This window comes from Rathayibacter sp. AY1B5, assembly GCF_002932795.1.
Taxonomy (GTDB): Bacteria; Actinomycetota; Actinomycetes; order Actinomycetales; family Microbacteriaceae; genus Rathayibacter.
In genome coordinates this window covers 118,763-135,129 of record NZ_PSWM01000004.1, presented here as the reverse complement: position 1 = coordinate 135,129, position 16,367 = coordinate 118,763, and the positions used below count along the sequence as shown (strand labels likewise).

Here is a 16,367-nt window from a genome sequence, read left to right as displayed (position 1 = left end):
GCCCGGGTGGCCGCTGCGCCGCCCCGGCCGGTGGACAATGGCCGGATGGACGACGTCGTACCCGCCTCCCCGCTCCCCTCCCTCGGCGAGCTCGACGCGGGACTCCGCGTCGTCGCCCTGCCGCTGCGCACCCGCTTCCGCGGCGTGGACCGCCGCGAGATCGCGCTGGTGCGCGGCCCCGAGGGCTGGACCGAGTTCTCGCCCTTCCTCGAGTACGGCGCGGAGGAGTCGGCGGCGTGGCTCCGGGCGGCGATCGACTACGGCTGGAGCGAGCAGCCGGCACCGCTCCGCGATCGCATCCCGGTGAACGCGACCGTCCCGGCCGTCGCGCCGCACGAGGTCGCCGCAGTGCTGGAGAGCTATCACGGCTGCCGCACCGCGAAGGTGAAGGTCGCCGAGCGCGGCCAGACGCTGGCCGACGACGTGGCGCGGGTCGTCGAGGTCCGCCGCCTGCTCGGTCCGGAGGGCCGGATCCGCGTGGACGCGAACGGCGGCTGGAACCTCGACGAGGCCGAGCACGCCGTCCACGCCCTCGCGGAGTCCGACCTGGAGTACATCGAGCAGCCGTGCGCGAGCGTCGACGAGCTGGCGGAGCTGCGCTACCGGGTGAAGTACATGGGCATCCCGATCGCCGCCGACGAGAGCGTCCGCAAGGCCGCCGATCCGCTCGCCGTCGCCCGGGCCGGAGCCGCGGACCTGCTCGTCGTGAAAGCCCAGCCGCTCGGGGGGACGCGTCGGGCGCTGGCCCTCGTCGCCGAAGCGGGGCTGCCGGCGGTGGTCTCGAGCGCGATCGACAGCTCGGTCGGACTCGCGATGGGCGCCGCCCTGGCCGCGGCACTCCCCGAGCTGCCCTTCGACTGCGGTCTCGGCACCGCGTCCCTCCTCGCCGCGGACGTCACGGAGCGGCCGCTGCGGCCGGTCGACGGCAGCATCCCCGTCGGCCGCGTGGAGGTCTCGGAGGAGCTCCTCTCCCGCCACGCCGTGTCGCCGGAGCGACTCGCCTGGTGGCGGGCGCGGCTCCGCGACTCCTACGCGCTGCTCTGATCGTCGGCGGCGGGCGCCGTGTCGGAGGGGCGGCAGAATGGGAGCGTCGGCCGCCGGTGCCCGACGCGTCCCCCACCCTCGAGCATCGGAGCCCCGTGAGCGCATCGACCGTCCCCGTCTTCCTCGACTGCGACACCGGCATCGACGACTCGCTCGCCCTGGCCTACCTCCTCCGCTCGCCCCGGGCCCGCCTCGTCGGGATCAGCACGGTCAGCGGCAACACCGACGCCCGCCGGGCCGCCGTCAACAGCCTCGGCCTGCTCGCGCTGGCCGGTCGCGACGACGTGCCGGTCGCCGTGGGGGCGCACCACTTCCTCGAGGAGTACTACGCCGGCGGATCCCCGCACGTCCACGGCGACGACGGGATCGGCGGGGTCGCGCTGCCCGCGGGCGGCGAGCCGGTCGACGAGGATCCGGCCGATCTGCTCCTCCGTCTCGCCCGCGAGCACGAGGGAGAGCTGCGGCTGGTCGCGATCGGCCCGCTGACGAATCTCGCTCTCGCCCTCCGCGCGCACCCGGAGATCGCGTCCCTCGTCCACTCGGTGACCGTGATGGGCGGAGCGGCGCTGGTCCCCGGCAACGTGACCGCCGTGGCGGAGGCCAACATCTGGCACGACCCGGCGGCCGCCGCCGAGGTCGTCGCGGCCGACTGGGACCTCACGCTCGTGCCCCTGGACGTGACCATGCGGCACCTGCTGACGGAGGAGGACCGCGGCGTGCTGCTCGCGTCGCCCGATCCCCTCGCGCAGGCCATCGGGCAGGCGCTCGACTTCTACTTCGACTTCTACGTCGGCCACTTCGGCGAGCGCACCGCCGCCATGCACGACCCCATGGCCGCCGCGATCGCCGTCGACGCCGTCTCCCTCACCTCGGCCCCCCGCGTCCATGTCACGGTCGACGCCACCCACGGCCCCGGCCGCGGCCAGACCGTCGCCGACCTCCGCGGCATCTATCGCGGCGTCCACCCCTCCGACGCCCGCACCCGCGTCGTCCTCGCCCTCGACGCCCCCTTCGCCCCCCACCTCATCGACGTCGTCACCGCCGTCTGACCGGTCCGCCGGCGCCCCCGGCGTCCCGCTGCGCGCGCTGAGGGCATTCGACCGGCACCGCTCCGGCCACGGTCCGTCCGCGCCCCGGATCGGACACGCGCACCCTGCTGGACGCTCGATCAGCAGGCATCGCCCACGCGCATCCGTGCCACGGGATCTCGAATCAGCCGCCCGCACGCCCGTGTGACGAGATCTCGATGCGCGCACTGCCCTCGCTGCTCGATCAGCCTGTCCCGGCGACCGCCCCCCTTCCGGGCCCGTCCGCGAAGCGGAGCCCGCCCGATCCCGACCGCGAGCCGACGCCGGTCGGACCGCGTCCGCCGAGCAGAACCCCCAGAACTCGCTCGCGAAGCGCACCCCGCCGGTCCCGACCGCGAGGCGCAGCGCACCCGCACTCGACCGCGAAGCGGGAGTACCCCCCGAACCCGACCGCGAAGCGGAGCCCACCCGAACCCGACCGCGAAGCGGAGCCCACCTGAACCCGACCGCGGAGCGGAGCCCCCCCGAACCCGACCGCGAAGCGGAGCCCCCCTCAGCGGCGACCGCGAAGCGGAGCCGTCATCGGTCCACGTCCTAGGGCTGGGTCGGCGGGGCCTGGTGGGGTCGATCGCAAGGCGGAGGCGTCGGGCGTAGCGGCGCTACGTTCGTCGCCGACAACGCCGCGAGCGGCCCCACCAGGCCCCGCCGATCACATGCCGGTGTCGAGGCCGGAGTAGGCGTGGAGTCCCTTGAAGAACACGTTGACGACGCCGAAGTTGAACATGACGGCGGCGAAGCCGACGATGGCGAGCCAGGCGGAGGGGGTGCCGCGCCAGCCGCGGGTGGCGCGGGCGTGGATGTAGCCGGCGTAGATGGTCCAGATGATGAAGGTCCAGACCTCTTTGGTGTCCCAGCCCCAGTAGCGGCCCCAGGCCTTCTCGGCCCAGACGGCGCCGGCGATGAGGGTGAAGGTCCAGAGGATGAAGCCGAGGATCGTGACGCGGTAGGCGAGGTTCTCGAGGGTGAGGGAGCTGGGGAGGGTGCGCAGGAAGCGGAGGACCGAGCGGGGGCTGTCGCCGGAGGATTCGCGGCGGGCCTGGAGGAGCTGGGTGACCGAGAGCGCGAAGCCGAGGGCGAAGAAGGCGGTGCCGAGGATCGCGACGAGCACGTGGATCACGAGCCAGTACGACTGGAGTGCCGGCGGGAGCGGGACGACGGCGACGTAGTAGTTGACGGTCGCGATGCCGAGGAGTACCAGGACGAGGCCGGTGATGAACGCTCCGAGGAAGCGGAGGTCCCAGCGCAGCTGGACGGCGAGGAACACGCCGATGATGATGAGCGTCCCGGTCATGGAGAACTCGTACATGTTCGCCCAGGGGACGCGGCCGGCGGCGACGCCGCGGAGGACGGTCGCGGCGAGGTGCAGCACGAAGCCGAGGAGCGTGAGCGAGAACCCGATGCGCATGGTCTTCGAGCGGGCGGGGGCGCGGTAGACCTCGTCCTCGACCCGGCTGCCGATGCGGGAGAGCGTCGCGGTGCGTCCGGAGCCGGCGGCGGCGACGGTGGCCTTGCCGCTGGCCGCGCGGTCGGCGGCGGCCGCGGACGCGACGCGCTCCGCCTCCTGCACGACCTCGATCGACTCGCCGTCGGCCAGGGAGGCGCGGCGGGCGAGGTCGATCGCGAAGAAGACGAACGCCATGGCGTAGATGCCCATGGCGGAGGAGAGGCACAGCACCGAGTACTGCGAGAGGGTCGCGATCACCTCCTCAGGGTAATCGCTCGCCGCCCCGCCCGCCCCTTCGCGGTTGCACAGACTCGGCCCCTGCCCAGCCGGGTGACGGCCGTGGAGGGATCTCCGGGTGCCGGGTCAGTCGAGCGGGGCGTGCCGGTCGGCGATCGTCCGCACGGCGCGCACCAGCTGCGGGTCCTCGCCGCGGGCGAGTCCCGCGTACTCGAGGAGCAGTCCGCCGTCGTCCTGGGCGGTCGCCTTCACCCACACGCGGCGCCGCGGGACGAACAGCGAGGTGAGGAGTCCGGCGAGCACGAGGATCGCGAAGAGCAGCACCCAGCCCTGGGTCGCGTCGTGGTGGATGTCGAACGAGGCGAAGCGCTTGACGCTGTCGGTGCCGATCCGCGTCGGGTCGGCGCCCGTGTTGTCGAAGGTCACGCTGCCGAGCCCGTTCGGGAGCTCGGCCGTGTCGCCGGGCTTCAGGGTGATCGGCGCGACGCCGGTGGTGCCGCCGGTGAGCCGAGTCAGCGAGTCGGTGTTGAGCACGTAGACGGACGTGGGCACTCCCCCGTCGAGGCCGAGGTCGCCGGCGAAGACGTTCAGCGAGAGCACGGGGTACTGCAGGTCGGGGAAGATCGAGGTCGACGCCCCGGAGGCCAGCGTGTCCTGCGTCGGGTAGAAGAAGCCGGTGAGGCCCAGCTGCTCGGAGAGCCCGTCCGGCACCTTGACGACGCCGACGGAGGTCAGGTTCGCGTCCTGCGGGAGAAACGGCACCGAGTCGGTGAAGATCGCGCGGCCGGAGGGGTCGCGGACCGTGATCGTCGGGGCGTACCCGTTGCCGAGGAGGTAGACGTTCGTGCCGCCGATCGCCAGAGGGTCGTTGACCTTGATCGTGCGGTCCTCGGTGCCCCCGCCGCGCTCGGAGGTCGTGACGTTCGCGGTGAAGTCGACGGGCTGGCCGAGCGCCGACTGGTTCTGCTCCTCGTACTTCACGTCGAGGCTGTCGAGGGTCAGCTGGTACGGGTCGAGCTGGCTGCTGTCGAAGAAGCGGCCGGGGTTGAAGGAGTCGTAGGCCGCGAGGTTGTTCGCGAACCCCTGCGAGCCCTCGACCAGGACGCGCTGCCCGCTGTAGCCGAAGCCGCCGCCCACGCCGACGGCGACGAGGATGCCGACCAGGGCGGAGTGGAAGACCAGGTTGCCCGTCTCGCGGAGGTAGCCGCGCTCGGCCGAGACGCTCGACCAGCGGCCGCGCGGGTCGTCGTAGCGCTCGACGCGGTAGCCCGCCCGGCGCAGGACGGAGTGGGCGGAGGCGACGGCCTCCTCCTCCGTCGCGCCCTCGACCTCGCGGACGGTGTAGCCGGCGAGGCGCTGCAGCCGAGCAGGGGTCCGCGGCGGCCGCGAGCGCATCGCCTGGAAGTGGTGGCGCGTGCGCGGGACGATGCAGCCGATCAGGGAGATGAACAGCAGCAGGTAGATGCTCGAGAACCAGGCGGAGGTGTAGGTGTCGAACGCCTGCACCTTGTCGAGCAGGGGCGCGAGGTCGGGGTTGTCGACGAAGTACTGCGTCACGCCGTTGGGGTCGGAGGAGCGCTGCGGCACGAGCGATCCGGGGACCGCCGCGATCGCCAGCAGCAGCAGCAGGAACAGCGCCGTGCGCATGCTGGTGAGCTGGCGCCACATCCAGCGGAGCCAGCCGGTGAACCCGAGCGCCGGCTGCGTGACGGTGCCGTCGGAGTCGTAGTGGTCGGCGGGGCGGAAGGAGGCGTCCGTCTTCCGCTGCGCGGCCTCGTCGGGGCGGCGCGTGCTCTCCTCGGGCTCAGATCGCCGGCTGGAAGCCATCGATCACCGCCGAGAGGGATCCGTAGACGAGGGTGTTCCAGATGCCCGTGACCATCAGGACTCCGATCAGGACGAGGGCGGCTCCGCCGAGGATGTTGACCACGCGGATGTGGCGCCTCACGAAGGCGAGCGTGCTGGTCACCCAGCTGAAGCCGAAGGCGACGAGGAGGAAGGGGATGCCGAGTCCGAGGCAGTAGACCAGGGCGAGGAGCGCTCCGCGCCAGGGCGAGCCGACGCCGTAGCTGAGGGCGAGGATCGAGCTCAGCGTCGGGCCGAGGCAGGGCGTCCAGCCGACGCCGAAGACGATGCCGAGCAGCGGCGCCCCGATGAGCCCGGTGGCGGGACGGATCCCGGGCCGGAGCGTGCGCTGGAGGAACGAGAACTGCCCGATGAAGACGAGCCCCATCGCGATCACGACGAGCCCGAGGACCCGGGTGATCAGGTCGGTGTACTGGCGCAGCCAGAAGCCGACCGTGCCGGCCGCCGCACCGTAGAGGACGAACACCAGCGAGAATCCGAGCACGAACAGGAGCACGCCCAGCACGACCCGGCGGCGCCCGCGGGCCGCCCGCTCGTCGGCGTCGGTGAATCCGCCGACGTAGGCGAGGTAGCCGGGTACCAGCGGAAGCACGCAGGGCGACGCGAACGACACCAGACCGGCCAGGAGCGCGATCGGCACGGCCAGCAGGAGCTGACCGCTGACGACGATGTCGCCCACGCCGCTACTCCCCCTCGGCGAGCGTGTCGCCCACGAGGGTCGAGAGGATCGACGCCTCCTGGAGCTGCCCGAGGATGCGCGACGCGACGCGCCCCTCCTGGTCGAGGACGAGCGTCGTGGGCACGGCGTTCGGCGGGACGGTGCCGGTGAAGGCGAGCTGCACGGAGGAGTCGGTGTCGACGATCGAGGGGTAGCCGAGCCCGAAGGTCTCGGCGAACGCGGCCGCGGTGGGCGCCTGGTCGCGCACGTTGACGCCGACGAACGAGACGCCCTTGTCGGCGAACTCCGTGTTCACCGTCTCGAGGTCCGCGGCCTCGGCGCGGCACGGGGCGCAGCTGGCGTACCAGAAGTTGACGACGACGACCTGCCCGGCGAGGTCGGCGGAGTCGATCGTCGCGCCGGTCTCGTCGGTGCCGGAGAAGACGATGGGGTCGTCCCGGTCGGCGGCGGCGATCTCGGTGACGGTGCCGTCCCCCGAGATGTAGCCCTTGTTGCTGCCGTTGCGGTACTGGTCGGCGAGCGGATCCTCGGTGCAGCCCGTCAGCGCGAGCGCGGCGGCCAGTGCGAGGACGCCCGCGGCGCGGAGCCGCCCCGTCCGGCGCATCAGACCGCTCCCACGTCGGTGGCCAGGCCCTGCAGGCCGGCGGCCGGGTCGGAGTAGCCGACCTCGACGAAGCCGTCGCCGCGGCGCTCGAGGGTCGTGATGCTCGACAGGGCGCAGCGGCGCTTGCGCGGGTCGTGGAACAGGCGCTCGCCGGCGAGGGCGCGGTGGACGGTCCAGATGGGGAGCTGGTGGCTGACGATCGCGGCGTCGCCCTCCTCGGTGCTCTCCCACGCCGACTCGATCGCCGCGTACATCCGCGCCGAGATGGAGAGGTACGGCTCGCCCCAGCTGGGCTCGAAGGGGTTGCGGAGCCAGGGCCAGTGCTTGGGGTTCCGCAGGGCGGAGCTGCGCGCGGCGAGGGACTTCCCCTCGAAGCGGTTGCTCGGCTCGATCACCCGCTCGTCGGTGCGGATCTCGAGCTCGAACGCCTGCGAGATCGGCTGCGCGGACTCCTGCGTGCGCTGGAGCGGCGAGGCGATCAGCGTCGTGACGTGGCGCCGGCGCTCGAGCAGGTCGTCGGCGGCGGAGCGGGCCATGCGGTGGCCCAGATCCGAGAGCCGGAAGCTCGGGAGTCGTCCGTAGAGGACCCGGTCGGGGTTGAACACCTCGCCGTGCCGCACGAGATGGATCTGATCGGCAACCACGAGCGTCAAGTGTACGGAACGCGGCGTGGACGAACGCCGGGAAAGGGCCGCCTGAGCCGCAGCCGCACTCAGGCTCAGCGGCGCGCTCAGCGCCGCGCGAGGACCGCCGCCGAGATGCGGCGGACGAGCGCATCGGGAAGGTGCCGCGCGAGGGCCACCGGCACCCCGAACCGCCACGACGGCACCGACACCACCCGGCCGCGGGCCACGTCACGCAGGAACTCCTCGACGACCTCGTCGGCGTCGAGCCACAGCACCTCCGGGATCGCCGAGGTGTCCATGGCCGCGCGCTCGTGGAACTCGGTGCGCACCCACCCCGGGCAGAGCGCCGCCGCCCGCACACCGGTGCCGCGCAGCTCGACCGCGAGCGACTGCGTGAACGCCGTCGCCCAGGCCTTCACCGCCGAGTAGGGACCGAGGTGCACGAAGCCGGCGACGCTCGAGACCGTGAGGATCGCACCCCGGCCGCGCTCCACCATCGCCTCCGCCGCCGCGCCCGAGAGCACCGCGACCGAGCGGACCATCACCTCGAACGCCTCGTCCTGCGCCGCGATGTCGGGCTCGGAGAAGCTGCCGTCGATGCCGAAGCCGGCGTTGTTGACGAGGACGAGGACGGGGCGGGTCGGGTCCGCCACTCGCGCGCGCACCCGCTCCACCTGCTCGCGATCGCTGAGATCGGCCGCGAGGACCTCGACGTGCGGGGCACCGAGAGCCTCGAAGGTGCGGGCCGCCTCATGGAGCCGCTGCGTGCCGCGAGCGACCAGCACGAGGCTCCAGCCCCGCCGGGCGAAGGCGCGCGCGAAGGCGGCGCCGATGCCGCTCGAGGCTCCGGTGATCAGTGCGGTGCTCATGAGGCTCCTCTGCGATGGACTGGTGAGCACCCCGTTCGGCCGCCCGGAGACAAGTGTGCGCGGCCTCGCTGGGCCGTCGATCGCTGTTCGCATCAGATCCGCTCGAGCGACTTCCGTTGCGCATCGATCGCTGCGCTCCTGGCGACACCCTGCCGTTCGCGTCCAGCCCCGGAACGTCGGGGCCTCTCGCCGGAGTCTCACGAGCGGCAAGCAGGCAGATTGACACAGTCAGAACTATCGGCGATATGTTGCTCAATGCGCCGATAGTCGTACGCCCGCTCCCCGTTCTCGAGGGGCCGCCGAGTCGAGCCGGATACTCATGGGATGACATCACCACTCGTCTTGGCCGTCGCTCACTCCGGCCTCACCGTGACCGATCTCGACGACTCGGTGGAACTGTGGTGCTCCGGTCTCGGCTTCACACTCGAACGCACGTTCACGCTTGATGCGGAAACCACGGTCGCGACCACGGGCGTCGACGGAACGACGATCCGGGGAGCGGTGGTGACGCTCGGAGACCACCGAGTCGAGCTGCTGCAGTACGACCCCCCTCGGTCGGCTCGAGCAGCCGGCTCACCCGCGGACATCGGCACGGTGCACATCGCGCTGACGGTCTCGGACCTCGACCGGGTGCTGGGCCTGTGTGCTACGCACGGTTGGCGGCCGGTCGGTCCGCCCCACCGGATGACCAGCGGCGCCCGAGCGGGTACACGCATCGTCTACCTCGAGGGTGCGCTCGGCGGCTACCTCGAATTGATCGCGCCACCGCGACTTCCCTAGCGCGGGCCTGCTCGGTCGCTAACGGAACCTGCGTTCAGCAACCTCGGGACTAAGGAGCTCCCGACTCTCGCAAGGGCCTCAGCACCGCGGCGGAGACCGGCGCCGTTTTCTGACGGCCACTTGGAGCACACCTGACCTAGAGGAAGCGTCATCCGACGCGCATCTGTCAGATAACTGACGTAATCGGGGTTATCGGATGTTGGCAAGAGGGGTGTTAGGTCGAGGGAGTGTGCGCAGCTCAGCACCAAGTGTCCACTTAGCCCGCGCGTTCATAGCAACCGTTCGAAAACATCTCGATAGGAACAGCCGCGGTTGCCTCTGTTCCCCGGATTGCCCGGATTGCCCGGATTCCCGGGATTCCCGGGATTTCCCGGATTACCCGGATTACCCGGATTACCCGGATTACCCGGATTACCCGGATTACCCGGATTACCCGGATTACCCGGATTACCCGGATTACCCGGATTACCCGGATTACCCGGATTACCCGGATTACCCGGATTACCCGGATTACCCGGATTACCCGGATTACCCGGATTACCCGGATTACCCGGATTACCCGGATTACCCGGATTACCGATATTACCCAGGTTGCCCAAGTGCTTGTCCACGACCTGATCATCATGCAATTCTCCGACATATTCACCGCTTAGCCGGTGCACATGAGCGCCGCGAAGTTGGCCGATGGCCTGACCCGTGAGTCGGTGAACATATCTTCCTCGTATGAAGCCGACGGCATGGCCGCTCGTCGCATAAACGTAGTGTGTCATGTGTTGAAGCTACAGGAGGCTGCCCCTCTCCGGGGATAAGCGCTGACCGACCCTCGGACTGCTACCAGCGCTTACAAGAGTCAGCAAGCATGCGATCGCGCACTGTATGGCGACCTTCTCAGGGACTGATGATCCCACAATTAGGGGACCGGACCTGACTCGGTACAACCCGGCGAACTAGCTTCCCGCGACGCGACGAGGTACGGTGGAGCGACTAGGGGGTAACAGTGACATCAACGTCAATACGTACCAGGACACTCGTTGTGGTGTCAGTATTTCTGCTCGCGGGGTGTGCCGGCCGTGTTGAGGCCGCCTCCCCGGTGCCGGTGTCGCCAACTGCCTCAGAAAGTCCTCTACCTTCAGTCGTTATGACTTCCGACGACTTAGCAGCGTGTTCCGTCGATCCGACAGCGTCACGTATCGAAGGCGCCCTGGAACAGTCGACGATCTCTCCTGAGAACAGCCCGCTCGCGTTGCCACAAGACATGGGCACCCGCGAACAGGCACTCGCCCAGATGCACGCCTGGGATGCCCTCTCCGAAGCCGACAGGGCGTATCAGATCTGCTTCAATTACCAGCAGGGTAGCTTCGGAAACGAGACGCCAGCTCCTTAGAACACGACAATAGTCCGCCTGCACCTGCCGCACTGGGATTGACCAGCACAGCAGATGCAGGCGGGAGTGCAATCAGTATAGCTGAACTGACTTGACGTAGACCGAACCGGGGGTGAGGTCGAACGAGTACGTGTTGAAATCGGGTCCCCGGTCTACGCTCCAGTAGTAGTTCGAGTTCGAGTAGTGGTAAAGCACGCGGCCTTTGTAGTTGCCCGGACGCAGGTTCCGCACCTTTGTGAGTTCGTTTGCGCCGTAGTCGTAGACTCCGGAGCCGATATAGCAGGTGTAAGTGAAGGACGTGGACCCGCTTCTCTCTCTACCAATCTTGTAACCGTTCGGCTGATCGGTGCAAGGATTCGGATAGACGGTCCTCGCCGAAACACCGCCATTTTGAGTCCCTGTGTGGAAGACGGGTACCGAGGCGAGATCTATCGCGCTTGCATCCTGCTCCGCTTCGAGCTCAGACTGAGCCTCGCGCTCAGTTTCTGGAAGAGCTTCCCAGGCAGCACGCTGCGCGTCCACCACTTCCTGACCGAGCCCGAGAACTTCGAGGTCCTCGGGTGTTGCTAGATAGCTGTTCTCTGGCGAAATTGGTTCCAAAGCCCCCGGCTGCGCCGCCTGGGCGGGTGCTCCGACGATCAATAGGCCACTGACTGCGACGGCCGTGATGAGGGCGTTCAGCTTCTTTTTCATCGTGCTCCTTACTCCACGCGGAAAGGACCGCGTCCAACCGAAGAAAGCGTGGCGCGAGTATAGATGTCCACGCAGCTAGCGAAGGAGAAAAATCTGTGCGTTAGCGTATGCGTGCAGACGAAAGAATTCCCCCCAAAACGCCAGCCAGGCCCGGCATCGGCCGGCCCCCTCCTGACTTGCTGCACCGAAACCGCTACGGTACCGGTGCCAGGACTAGATTACCGATTTTGTGTTCATTCGGCGACCCTTTCGGGCTTGTCGATCATGCCGGCCGAGGATTAAAACGCGCCATGTGCGGTTGCGTCTGCGTCGCATGCTTTTCCGACTGCTACCAGTCGTCGCCCAACTTTCGGGACGCGTCCGACTTTGAGCCTTGGTCTCGCTCCGCCGGTGGGTTGTCTTGCTCCGTCCTGCTCCCCGCGAGGAATAGAAGGACGATCAAGAGAACAGTCGAAAAGAGCGCGCTGGCAATGAGAATGGAACCATCCAGTGCCGAGAATGAGATGGCGCTCGATAGAGGATCCTTATCGGTGGAAGGCTCGGAGAATTTGGCGATTGCAAATCCGATAGTCACTAAGATTCCGATAATACTTGCGGCTGCCCACGCCAGCCGGACGCGGATGCTCGCTCTATTCGCGCCTCTCGCGACTGTGAGCCAGACGGCCCAGATGAAAATTGGGAGGAGTAAGCCCGCTACGGGTGTAACCGTCATGCTAGTGACCTACCGCCTTTGCCTTCAGAACCTCGTAGAAGCCACGAGCAATAGAGCCCTTTTCGTTGTTGGCGATGGCACCTTCGGTGGCTCCCATGGCGGTGACAAGAGCGGCTCGATTTACATTGTAGGTCTGGTCGGAAGTTTGGATAAGTGCGGCAGTCGCAATCTTGATTGCCCGAGCGTCGTCCGTGCCGAAACGAAGGGTTTTGAAGGTGGAGTATCGAGTTCGCCAGCCTGCGGTGGAACTGGTGCCGTAATAGGCCCTGAAGAGCTGGGCAAAGGAGAGCGCCGGATTGTTCCGCAATTTATTGCCCAAGTTGACGCCATCAACGTCTTGGATGAGGTCGGACCAAGGGAATTGATTGTCCCATTCGAGTTCGTCGAATTTTCCAATATATTCGTTTGCAAAGGCATTGGCGCCATATTTGATTTGGCCCCATCGTATCCAATTTACCATGTTCTGGATGACATCACCCGCCCAGCCGGCCATGTCCGCAACGTTCACTGCTTCACTCGCTACTGATTTCAGTCCCGCAAAGGTGACCCCATTCGCAGCAACCGCGAGATGAGCGAGTCCTAGTGCCCGCGATTCTTGCGGTTCAATCAGAGCAGTGATCCGGGGAATCTTGAGTTCCGTATCCACGTGTTGAATGAACTCGATGACGACTGCGCCAGCAACCGACGCCCACAGCGCATTCGCATCGTTGTACTCCGGGTATCTCAAGTATTGCAACGTCAAGACGCTCGGCGACAACCCGGGCATTCTCGTCGAGACGAAGGTCTCAGCGGCCTGCTGAATCTTGTCAACGTAAGCGAATGCATCTGCGTTCAGAGCCAGGCTGACCGCAGCCTGACCTCCGTCGCGGCCCTGGACAATATTCTTGTCAACGCCAATCGCACCCGAGCCGGTGCCAATCGTGTATTCCTTAATTTGGTCAAAAGCCCAATTTTTCGGCAACGGGTAACCGAGGTTTCCGCTGTAGCCAGTTGACATCCCGCTTACAAAGCTGAAAACTGCGAGTTTTGCCGCCGAGACAATGGCGCAAGTATTTCGGGCGCCGTAAACGCCGATACGGTACTTTTTGCCCATATTTATGAACGCTTCGTTCACGCCTTGGAAATAAGGTACAACGCTCCCGTAGATTTCTTCCTCGAGAGCATCAAAATCGACGGCGAAATAGATTACGGTGTCATCCTTGAAACCGTACGCTCGGGCGGCAGAATAGGCCCGGTAGCCTGAAAGGCTACCAAGGTCCTTGTCGAATGACGCGGCATCATGGCTACCTTCTTGGAAGATCGGGAACACTCGCAGGGCGTTTCCGAATATTGTTGTCAGCTCACCAGCTTTGATATTCTTGTCGGTCGGGTCTTCAACAAAAGGCGTGTTAGTGAGGTAGCGTCCGACGATCGAGTAGCCGTTGGCCTTCAGCGTTGCGGCTCGATCACTAGTTATTGCGGTAATGCAATCGACCGCTTTGGCGCTATCGGTTCTTTCTGGGTCTCCGGTCGACACAAGCAGAGAAGCCCAGGTCTTCCAGTCCGCGCGACCGGTCTGAGGAAGCATCGTAAAGACCTGAAACAACTTCACATTCGCGGCCATAGTTGCAGAGAAGATGCCGTCGTAAGGCCCGCTGTAAAAGCCGTTGAACACGAGTGCTGCTTGGAACAGATGGACAAAGTACTTGTCTGAGTCGGACGATCCCTGGGCGACATTAGCAGCCGCGGAGCTCAAGCCAGCTTTCGTAGCGGGTCCGAGAAAGCCGTTAGCGACCCCATCGTCCATCCCGATTTCGAACTGCAGCGCATACAGCAGACCTGTTTGTACGTCGCGCGAATACAAGCCGTCGCATGGTAGCAAGAAGAAGTCCCGGCGGGTGTTGTACCGCGTGTTGAGGGACCGCTGAATCGAACGAACAAGGGTAGAGCCCGCGGAAACGAGAGTGTAGGCGTCCATCGTGAGCAGGCTCTTGAACAATTTGGGGAAGATGGTCGGAGCTGCTGAAAGGCCTAAATTTGCGCGAAGAGTTACAATCGAATTCGACGTAGTCGAGTCCCAGGTGGTCCACGTCCCGCCTGTGATCGCCATGCCGCTATAGCCTTTGCACCAAAGCGCAGCCTGGACGATTCCTCGAATGTTGGCGTTGGTTGTGGCCGAGGACACTGACGGGAATTTTGTTGTTAAGGCGGAGAGCGTCCCAGCCCCAAAGTTGTCGGAAAGGGCAGTGATCCCGAGCTCCCACTGAAGAGCGCGGGTGAGGGCGAACATCGTCTTCCAGCCCGGCTTTCCGTCAAGCGGTGCCGCAACGAAACCGGGAACGTTCGCGTATTTGTTGTTAACCCAAGTTTGGGAGTTTAATACCCACTGATCGACCATTCCGTGCTCCCAGTTCAGATTTTCCCTTCGGCGACACCAGTAACTTGAGGTGTGCCGGAGGCGGTTAGGTCATTGACTAAATACTTCCCCGTGTTCCGCTGCCAATATGCATTGTCAGAGGGACCGGAAAGGAAGGCCGTCGCGTAAGTGATTGTGGAAATCGTCGGTTCTCCTGTCACGGTTTGAACCTCTAGGGCGATCTCGATCGCGGTGCCTGCTGGAATCTCTTGGTTGAGGGAAACTGAGGTGCGGACAACATTGTTGGCAGTCTCGCTTGTAATCGAATAGGTTGCCGTTGGCCAGACCGGACGCTCGATCGGGGCTATGACCGCAGCACCAGCGGCTGGTAGAGGATCAGATGCGACCGACTGTCCTGCGTCTAGTGTCGCGAGCTCGGCGGTCGGAGACGCCGATATTGCGCTAGTCCTGATCTGGCCTACGCCGCAGCTACTGATCACCGAGCCGTCCATCTCGACAGTGAAGGTTGATCCCACGGGAATGGAGGCCGGGCCTACGCTCGAGCATTGAAGAGCTGCAGGGTACCGGTAACGAGTCGACTCGTTCGTTCCGCCGTTGACAACTTGTGTGTCGGTCCAGATGGCCGTGACCTCAGCTCCCCACGCGACGACCGGCGCGGGGGCCTCTGTGACGGCCCACTCGACACGCGCTAATTCGGTCCCCTCGATGGATGCGATAACGAGCGATAACGACATCGGTGTGTCGAGGCCTTCGTTTGGATAGCGATCAATTGCCGTGAGGGGCAGTGATAGATTGACTGTTGCGACAGATGCCCCATTGAATACGTCGGGCAGTTCATATCTAACGGTGGATGGAGTTGGCGCTTCGGCAAGGTCCACCGCGGTCGGAGATATCTCGTAGTGCTCGCCATATGAGGAGACTGCGATCTCCCCTGGTGTGAAGAGCCTGCTGTCGAACTGAACCAAGACTCGGAACGAGCTTGGGTTGCTGAGCTCGACTAATTGGCTTAGGGAGAAAGGTACGGTCGATCGAGCGGTATAGTCGCTCGAGACAATCGCCATAGTGTTTGGGGCGCCAGCGACCATGGATACCATGGGCGTAGCTCCGGTTGTTGTTGCCAGCGCAGGATCCGCCGAGGCGTTCGGTGCCGCGGCAGCGGCCGTCGCTGCAACAAGCGTCGCAACAAACTGTCGTCTTGTCGCCATGTTGGAGATCCCTCTTGTCGATCGATGGCTTCGAAGATCATCTTTGTTTTTGATGAGACGAGAAGCTATTTTGTTTCCAAGTATGGGCCAAGTGTGGGCAAATGTCATGTCGGGTAATGTGGGGACAAATCGGGGTACATCTGAGTCGAACGGCGAGCAGGTTCGGACGCATGTCATGACGCGCTGACCGGTGTCGCCGGCCCTCCGCGGTGAATGCGGGTTCTCGGCCGGGAGGTGGGAACGGGGGTCGCATGGATCGCCGAGGCCTAAAGCTCATCTGGGGGCGCTCCTTCACCCTCCATCGAAAACGATCGTTTGCGAGCGTCGCGGGCGGCTTCCGCTCTGCGCGGCGGAATCCTGAGCCTCGCGCCCCCTGGCGGATGCTCGAAACTCGTCACCGGCATCAGATGCGCCGAAACCGACGGCCCGAGGTCTCTGGCCGTCCTGACGTGCTTGAAGCACACGATTGCACTCGACCTGCCGCTCGTCTCGTCTCGGTCGCGTACGACGAGACCACCTCCGTCTGCTGCCCGGCCGAGTGGCACGCCCCGATCAGGCCGCCCCACCTCCGAAGTCGCGGCCCCGGAGCCGCTGCCGCGATTCGGGTCAGCAGAAGGGAGTGCCCTCAGCCCTGCAGATCGTGCGCGATCTCTCGCGAGGACACTGCCCCGACCGGCCTCCCCCGAACCACCGTCAAGAAGCTCGCGCCCCGCAATCAGAAGGAGGTCCAGGTCATCGTCCTCCGCGACTCGGGCGCCGTGCAGCTCGTGAACCACTCGT

The 16,367-nt window shown here is 66.0% G+C and carries 14 protein-coding genes; 4 read left to right on the top strand and 10 right to left on the bottom strand.

Annotated elements, in window-relative coordinates; translation table 11 throughout:
• Nucleotides 1–45 precede the first annotated feature (45 nt).
• The gene (locus C5D44_RS04755) at nt 46–1,044 is read left to right on the top strand and encodes an o-succinylbenzoate synthase (protein ID WP_104280996.1); all 999 of its coding nucleotides are present in this window, start codon (nt 46–48) and stop codon (nt 1,042–1,044) included.
• A 95-nt stretch (nt 1,045–1,139) separates the two neighbouring features.
• Nucleotides 1,140–2,093 carry a nucleoside hydrolase gene (locus C5D44_RS04750; RefSeq protein WP_104280995.1) on the top strand — a complete coding sequence of 318 codons (954 nt, stop codon included), beginning with the start codon at nt 1,140–1,142 and terminating at the stop codon, nt 2,091–2,093.
• Nucleotides 2,094–2,781: 688 nt separating this feature from the next.
• On the opposite strand, the gene ccsB is transcribed toward C5D44_RS04750, so the two are convergent.
• The 6 genes from ccsB to C5D44_RS04720 form a co-directional block, all read right to left on the bottom strand.
• Nucleotides 2,782–3,786, bottom strand: a complete 1,005-nt coding sequence (gene ccsB / locus C5D44_RS04745) for a c-type cytochrome biogenesis protein CcsB (RefSeq protein WP_104249832.1) — start codon at nt 3,784–3,786, stop codon at nt 2,782–2,784.
• A 153-nt stretch (nt 3,787–3,939) separates the two neighbouring features.
• Nucleotides 3,940–5,640 (bottom strand): cytochrome c biogenesis protein ResB, encoded by a 1,701-nt coding sequence (locus C5D44_RS04740; RefSeq protein ID WP_104280994.1) that lies wholly within the window; start codon nt 5,638–5,640, stop codon nt 3,940–3,942.
• Nucleotides 5,618–6,358, bottom strand: coding sequence for a cytochrome c biogenesis CcdA family protein (locus tag C5D44_RS04735; protein ID WP_258067880.1), 741 nt, complete (start codon nt 6,356–6,358; stop codon nt 5,618–5,620). The genes C5D44_RS04740 and C5D44_RS04735 overlap by 23 nt, the downstream gene beginning before the upstream one ends.
• 4 nt (nt 6,359–6,362) lie before the next feature.
• Nucleotides 6,363–6,962, bottom strand: a complete 600-nt coding sequence (locus C5D44_RS04730) for a TlpA disulfide reductase family protein (protein WP_104280993.1) — start codon at nt 6,960–6,962, stop codon at nt 6,363–6,365.
• Nucleotides 6,962–7,606 carry a histidine phosphatase family protein gene (locus C5D44_RS04725; RefSeq protein ID WP_104276643.1) on the bottom strand — a complete coding sequence of 215 codons (645 nt, stop codon included), beginning with the start codon at nt 7,604–7,606 and terminating at the stop codon, nt 6,962–6,964. Before C5D44_RS04725 ends, C5D44_RS04730 begins: the two co-directional genes overlap by 1 nt.
• 86 nt (nt 7,607–7,692) lie before the next feature.
• Nucleotides 7,693–8,457 (bottom strand): SDR family oxidoreductase, encoded by a 765-nt coding sequence (locus tag C5D44_RS04720; RefSeq protein ID WP_104280992.1) that lies wholly within the window; start codon nt 8,455–8,457, stop codon nt 7,693–7,695.
• Nucleotides 8,458–8,781: 324 nt separating this feature from the next.
• Between C5D44_RS04720 and C5D44_RS04715 the strand changes: the two genes are divergently transcribed.
• Nucleotides 8,782–9,237, top strand: a complete 456-nt coding sequence (locus C5D44_RS04715; protein ID WP_104280991.1) for a VOC family protein — start codon at nt 8,782–8,784, stop codon at nt 9,235–9,237.
• Between the two features lie 269 nt (nt 9,238–9,506).
• Here the strand turns inward: C5D44_RS04715 and C5D44_RS18265 are convergent, their stop codons facing one another.
• The gene (locus C5D44_RS18265; RefSeq protein WP_374954066.1) at nt 9,507–10,007 is read right to left on the bottom strand and encodes a 4-fold beta flower protein; all 501 of its coding nucleotides are present in this window, start codon (nt 10,005–10,007) and stop codon (nt 9,507–9,509) included.
• Nucleotides 10,008–10,375: 368 nt separating this feature from the next.
• Here C5D44_RS18265 and C5D44_RS17610 point away from each other — a divergent pair, with 368 nt between their 5' ends.
• A complete protein-coding gene (locus tag C5D44_RS17610; RefSeq protein ID WP_146082539.1) occupies nt 10,376–10,621 on the top strand; it encodes a hypothetical protein in 246 nt (81 codons plus the stop codon).
• A gap of 72 nt (nt 10,622–10,693) precedes the next feature.
• Here C5D44_RS17610 and C5D44_RS17605 read toward each other — a convergent pair whose 3' ends face one another.
• The 3 genes from C5D44_RS17605 to C5D44_RS17600 form a co-directional block, all read right to left on the bottom strand.
• Nucleotides 10,694–11,314 carry a hypothetical protein gene (locus tag C5D44_RS17605; RefSeq protein ID WP_146087974.1) on the bottom strand — a complete coding sequence of 207 codons (621 nt, stop codon included), beginning with the start codon at nt 11,312–11,314 and terminating at the stop codon, nt 10,694–10,696.
• Nucleotides 11,315–12,027: 713 nt separating this feature from the next.
• On the bottom strand, nt 12,028–14,403 hold the full coding sequence (locus tag C5D44_RS04705) for a glycoside hydrolase domain-containing protein (protein ID WP_104280990.1): 2,376 nt from the start codon (nt 14,401–14,403) through the stop codon (nt 12,028–12,030).
• 14 nt (nt 14,404–14,417) lie between these two features.
• Entirely contained in the window at nt 14,418–15,695 is a 1,278-nt protein-coding gene (locus C5D44_RS17600) for a hypothetical protein (protein ID WP_146082541.1), read from the bottom strand.
• Nucleotides 15,696–16,367: the final 672 nt, after the last annotated feature.

Excerpts from the sequence above, each read along its gene's own strand:
- C5D44_RS04755 (WP_104280996.1), top strand. The coding sequence starts at position 46 with ATGGACGACGTCGTACCCGCCTCCCCGCTCCCCTCCCTCGGCGAGCTC.
- ccsB (WP_104249832.1), bottom strand. The coding sequence starts at position 3,786 with ATGGGCATCTACGCCATGGCGTTCGTCTTCTTCGCGATCGACCTCGCC.
- C5D44_RS04740 (WP_104280994.1), bottom strand. The coding sequence starts at position 5,640 with ATGGCTTCCAGCCGGCGATCTGAGCCCGAGGAGAGCACGCGCCGCCCC.
- C5D44_RS04730 (WP_104280993.1), bottom strand. The coding sequence starts at position 6,962 with ATGCGCCGGACGGGGCGGCTCCGCGCCGCGGGCGTCCTCGCACTGGCC.
- C5D44_RS04720 (WP_104280992.1), bottom strand. The coding sequence starts at position 8,457 with ATGAGCACCGCACTGATCACCGGAGCCTCGAGCGGCATCGGCGCCGCC.
- C5D44_RS04715 (WP_104280991.1), top strand. The coding sequence starts at position 8,782 with ATGACATCACCACTCGTCTTGGCCGTCGCTCACTCCGGCCTCACCGTG.
- C5D44_RS18265 (WP_374954066.1), bottom strand. The coding sequence starts at position 10,007 with ATGACACACTACGTTTATGCGACGAGCGGCCATGCCGTCGGCTTCATA.
- C5D44_RS17610 (WP_146082539.1), top strand. The coding sequence starts at position 10,376 with ATGACTTCCGACGACTTAGCAGCGTGTTCCGTCGATCCGACAGCGTCA.
- C5D44_RS17605 (WP_146087974.1), bottom strand. The coding sequence starts at position 11,314 with ATGAAAAAGAAGCTGAACGCCCTCATCACGGCCGTCGCAGTCAGTGGC.
- C5D44_RS04705 (WP_104280990.1), bottom strand. The coding sequence starts at position 14,403 with ATGGTCGATCAGTGGGTATTAAACTCCCAAACTTGGGTTAACAACAAA.
- C5D44_RS17600 (WP_146082541.1), bottom strand. The coding sequence starts at position 15,695 with ATGACATTTGCCCACACTTGGCCCATACTTGGAAACAAAATAGCTTCT.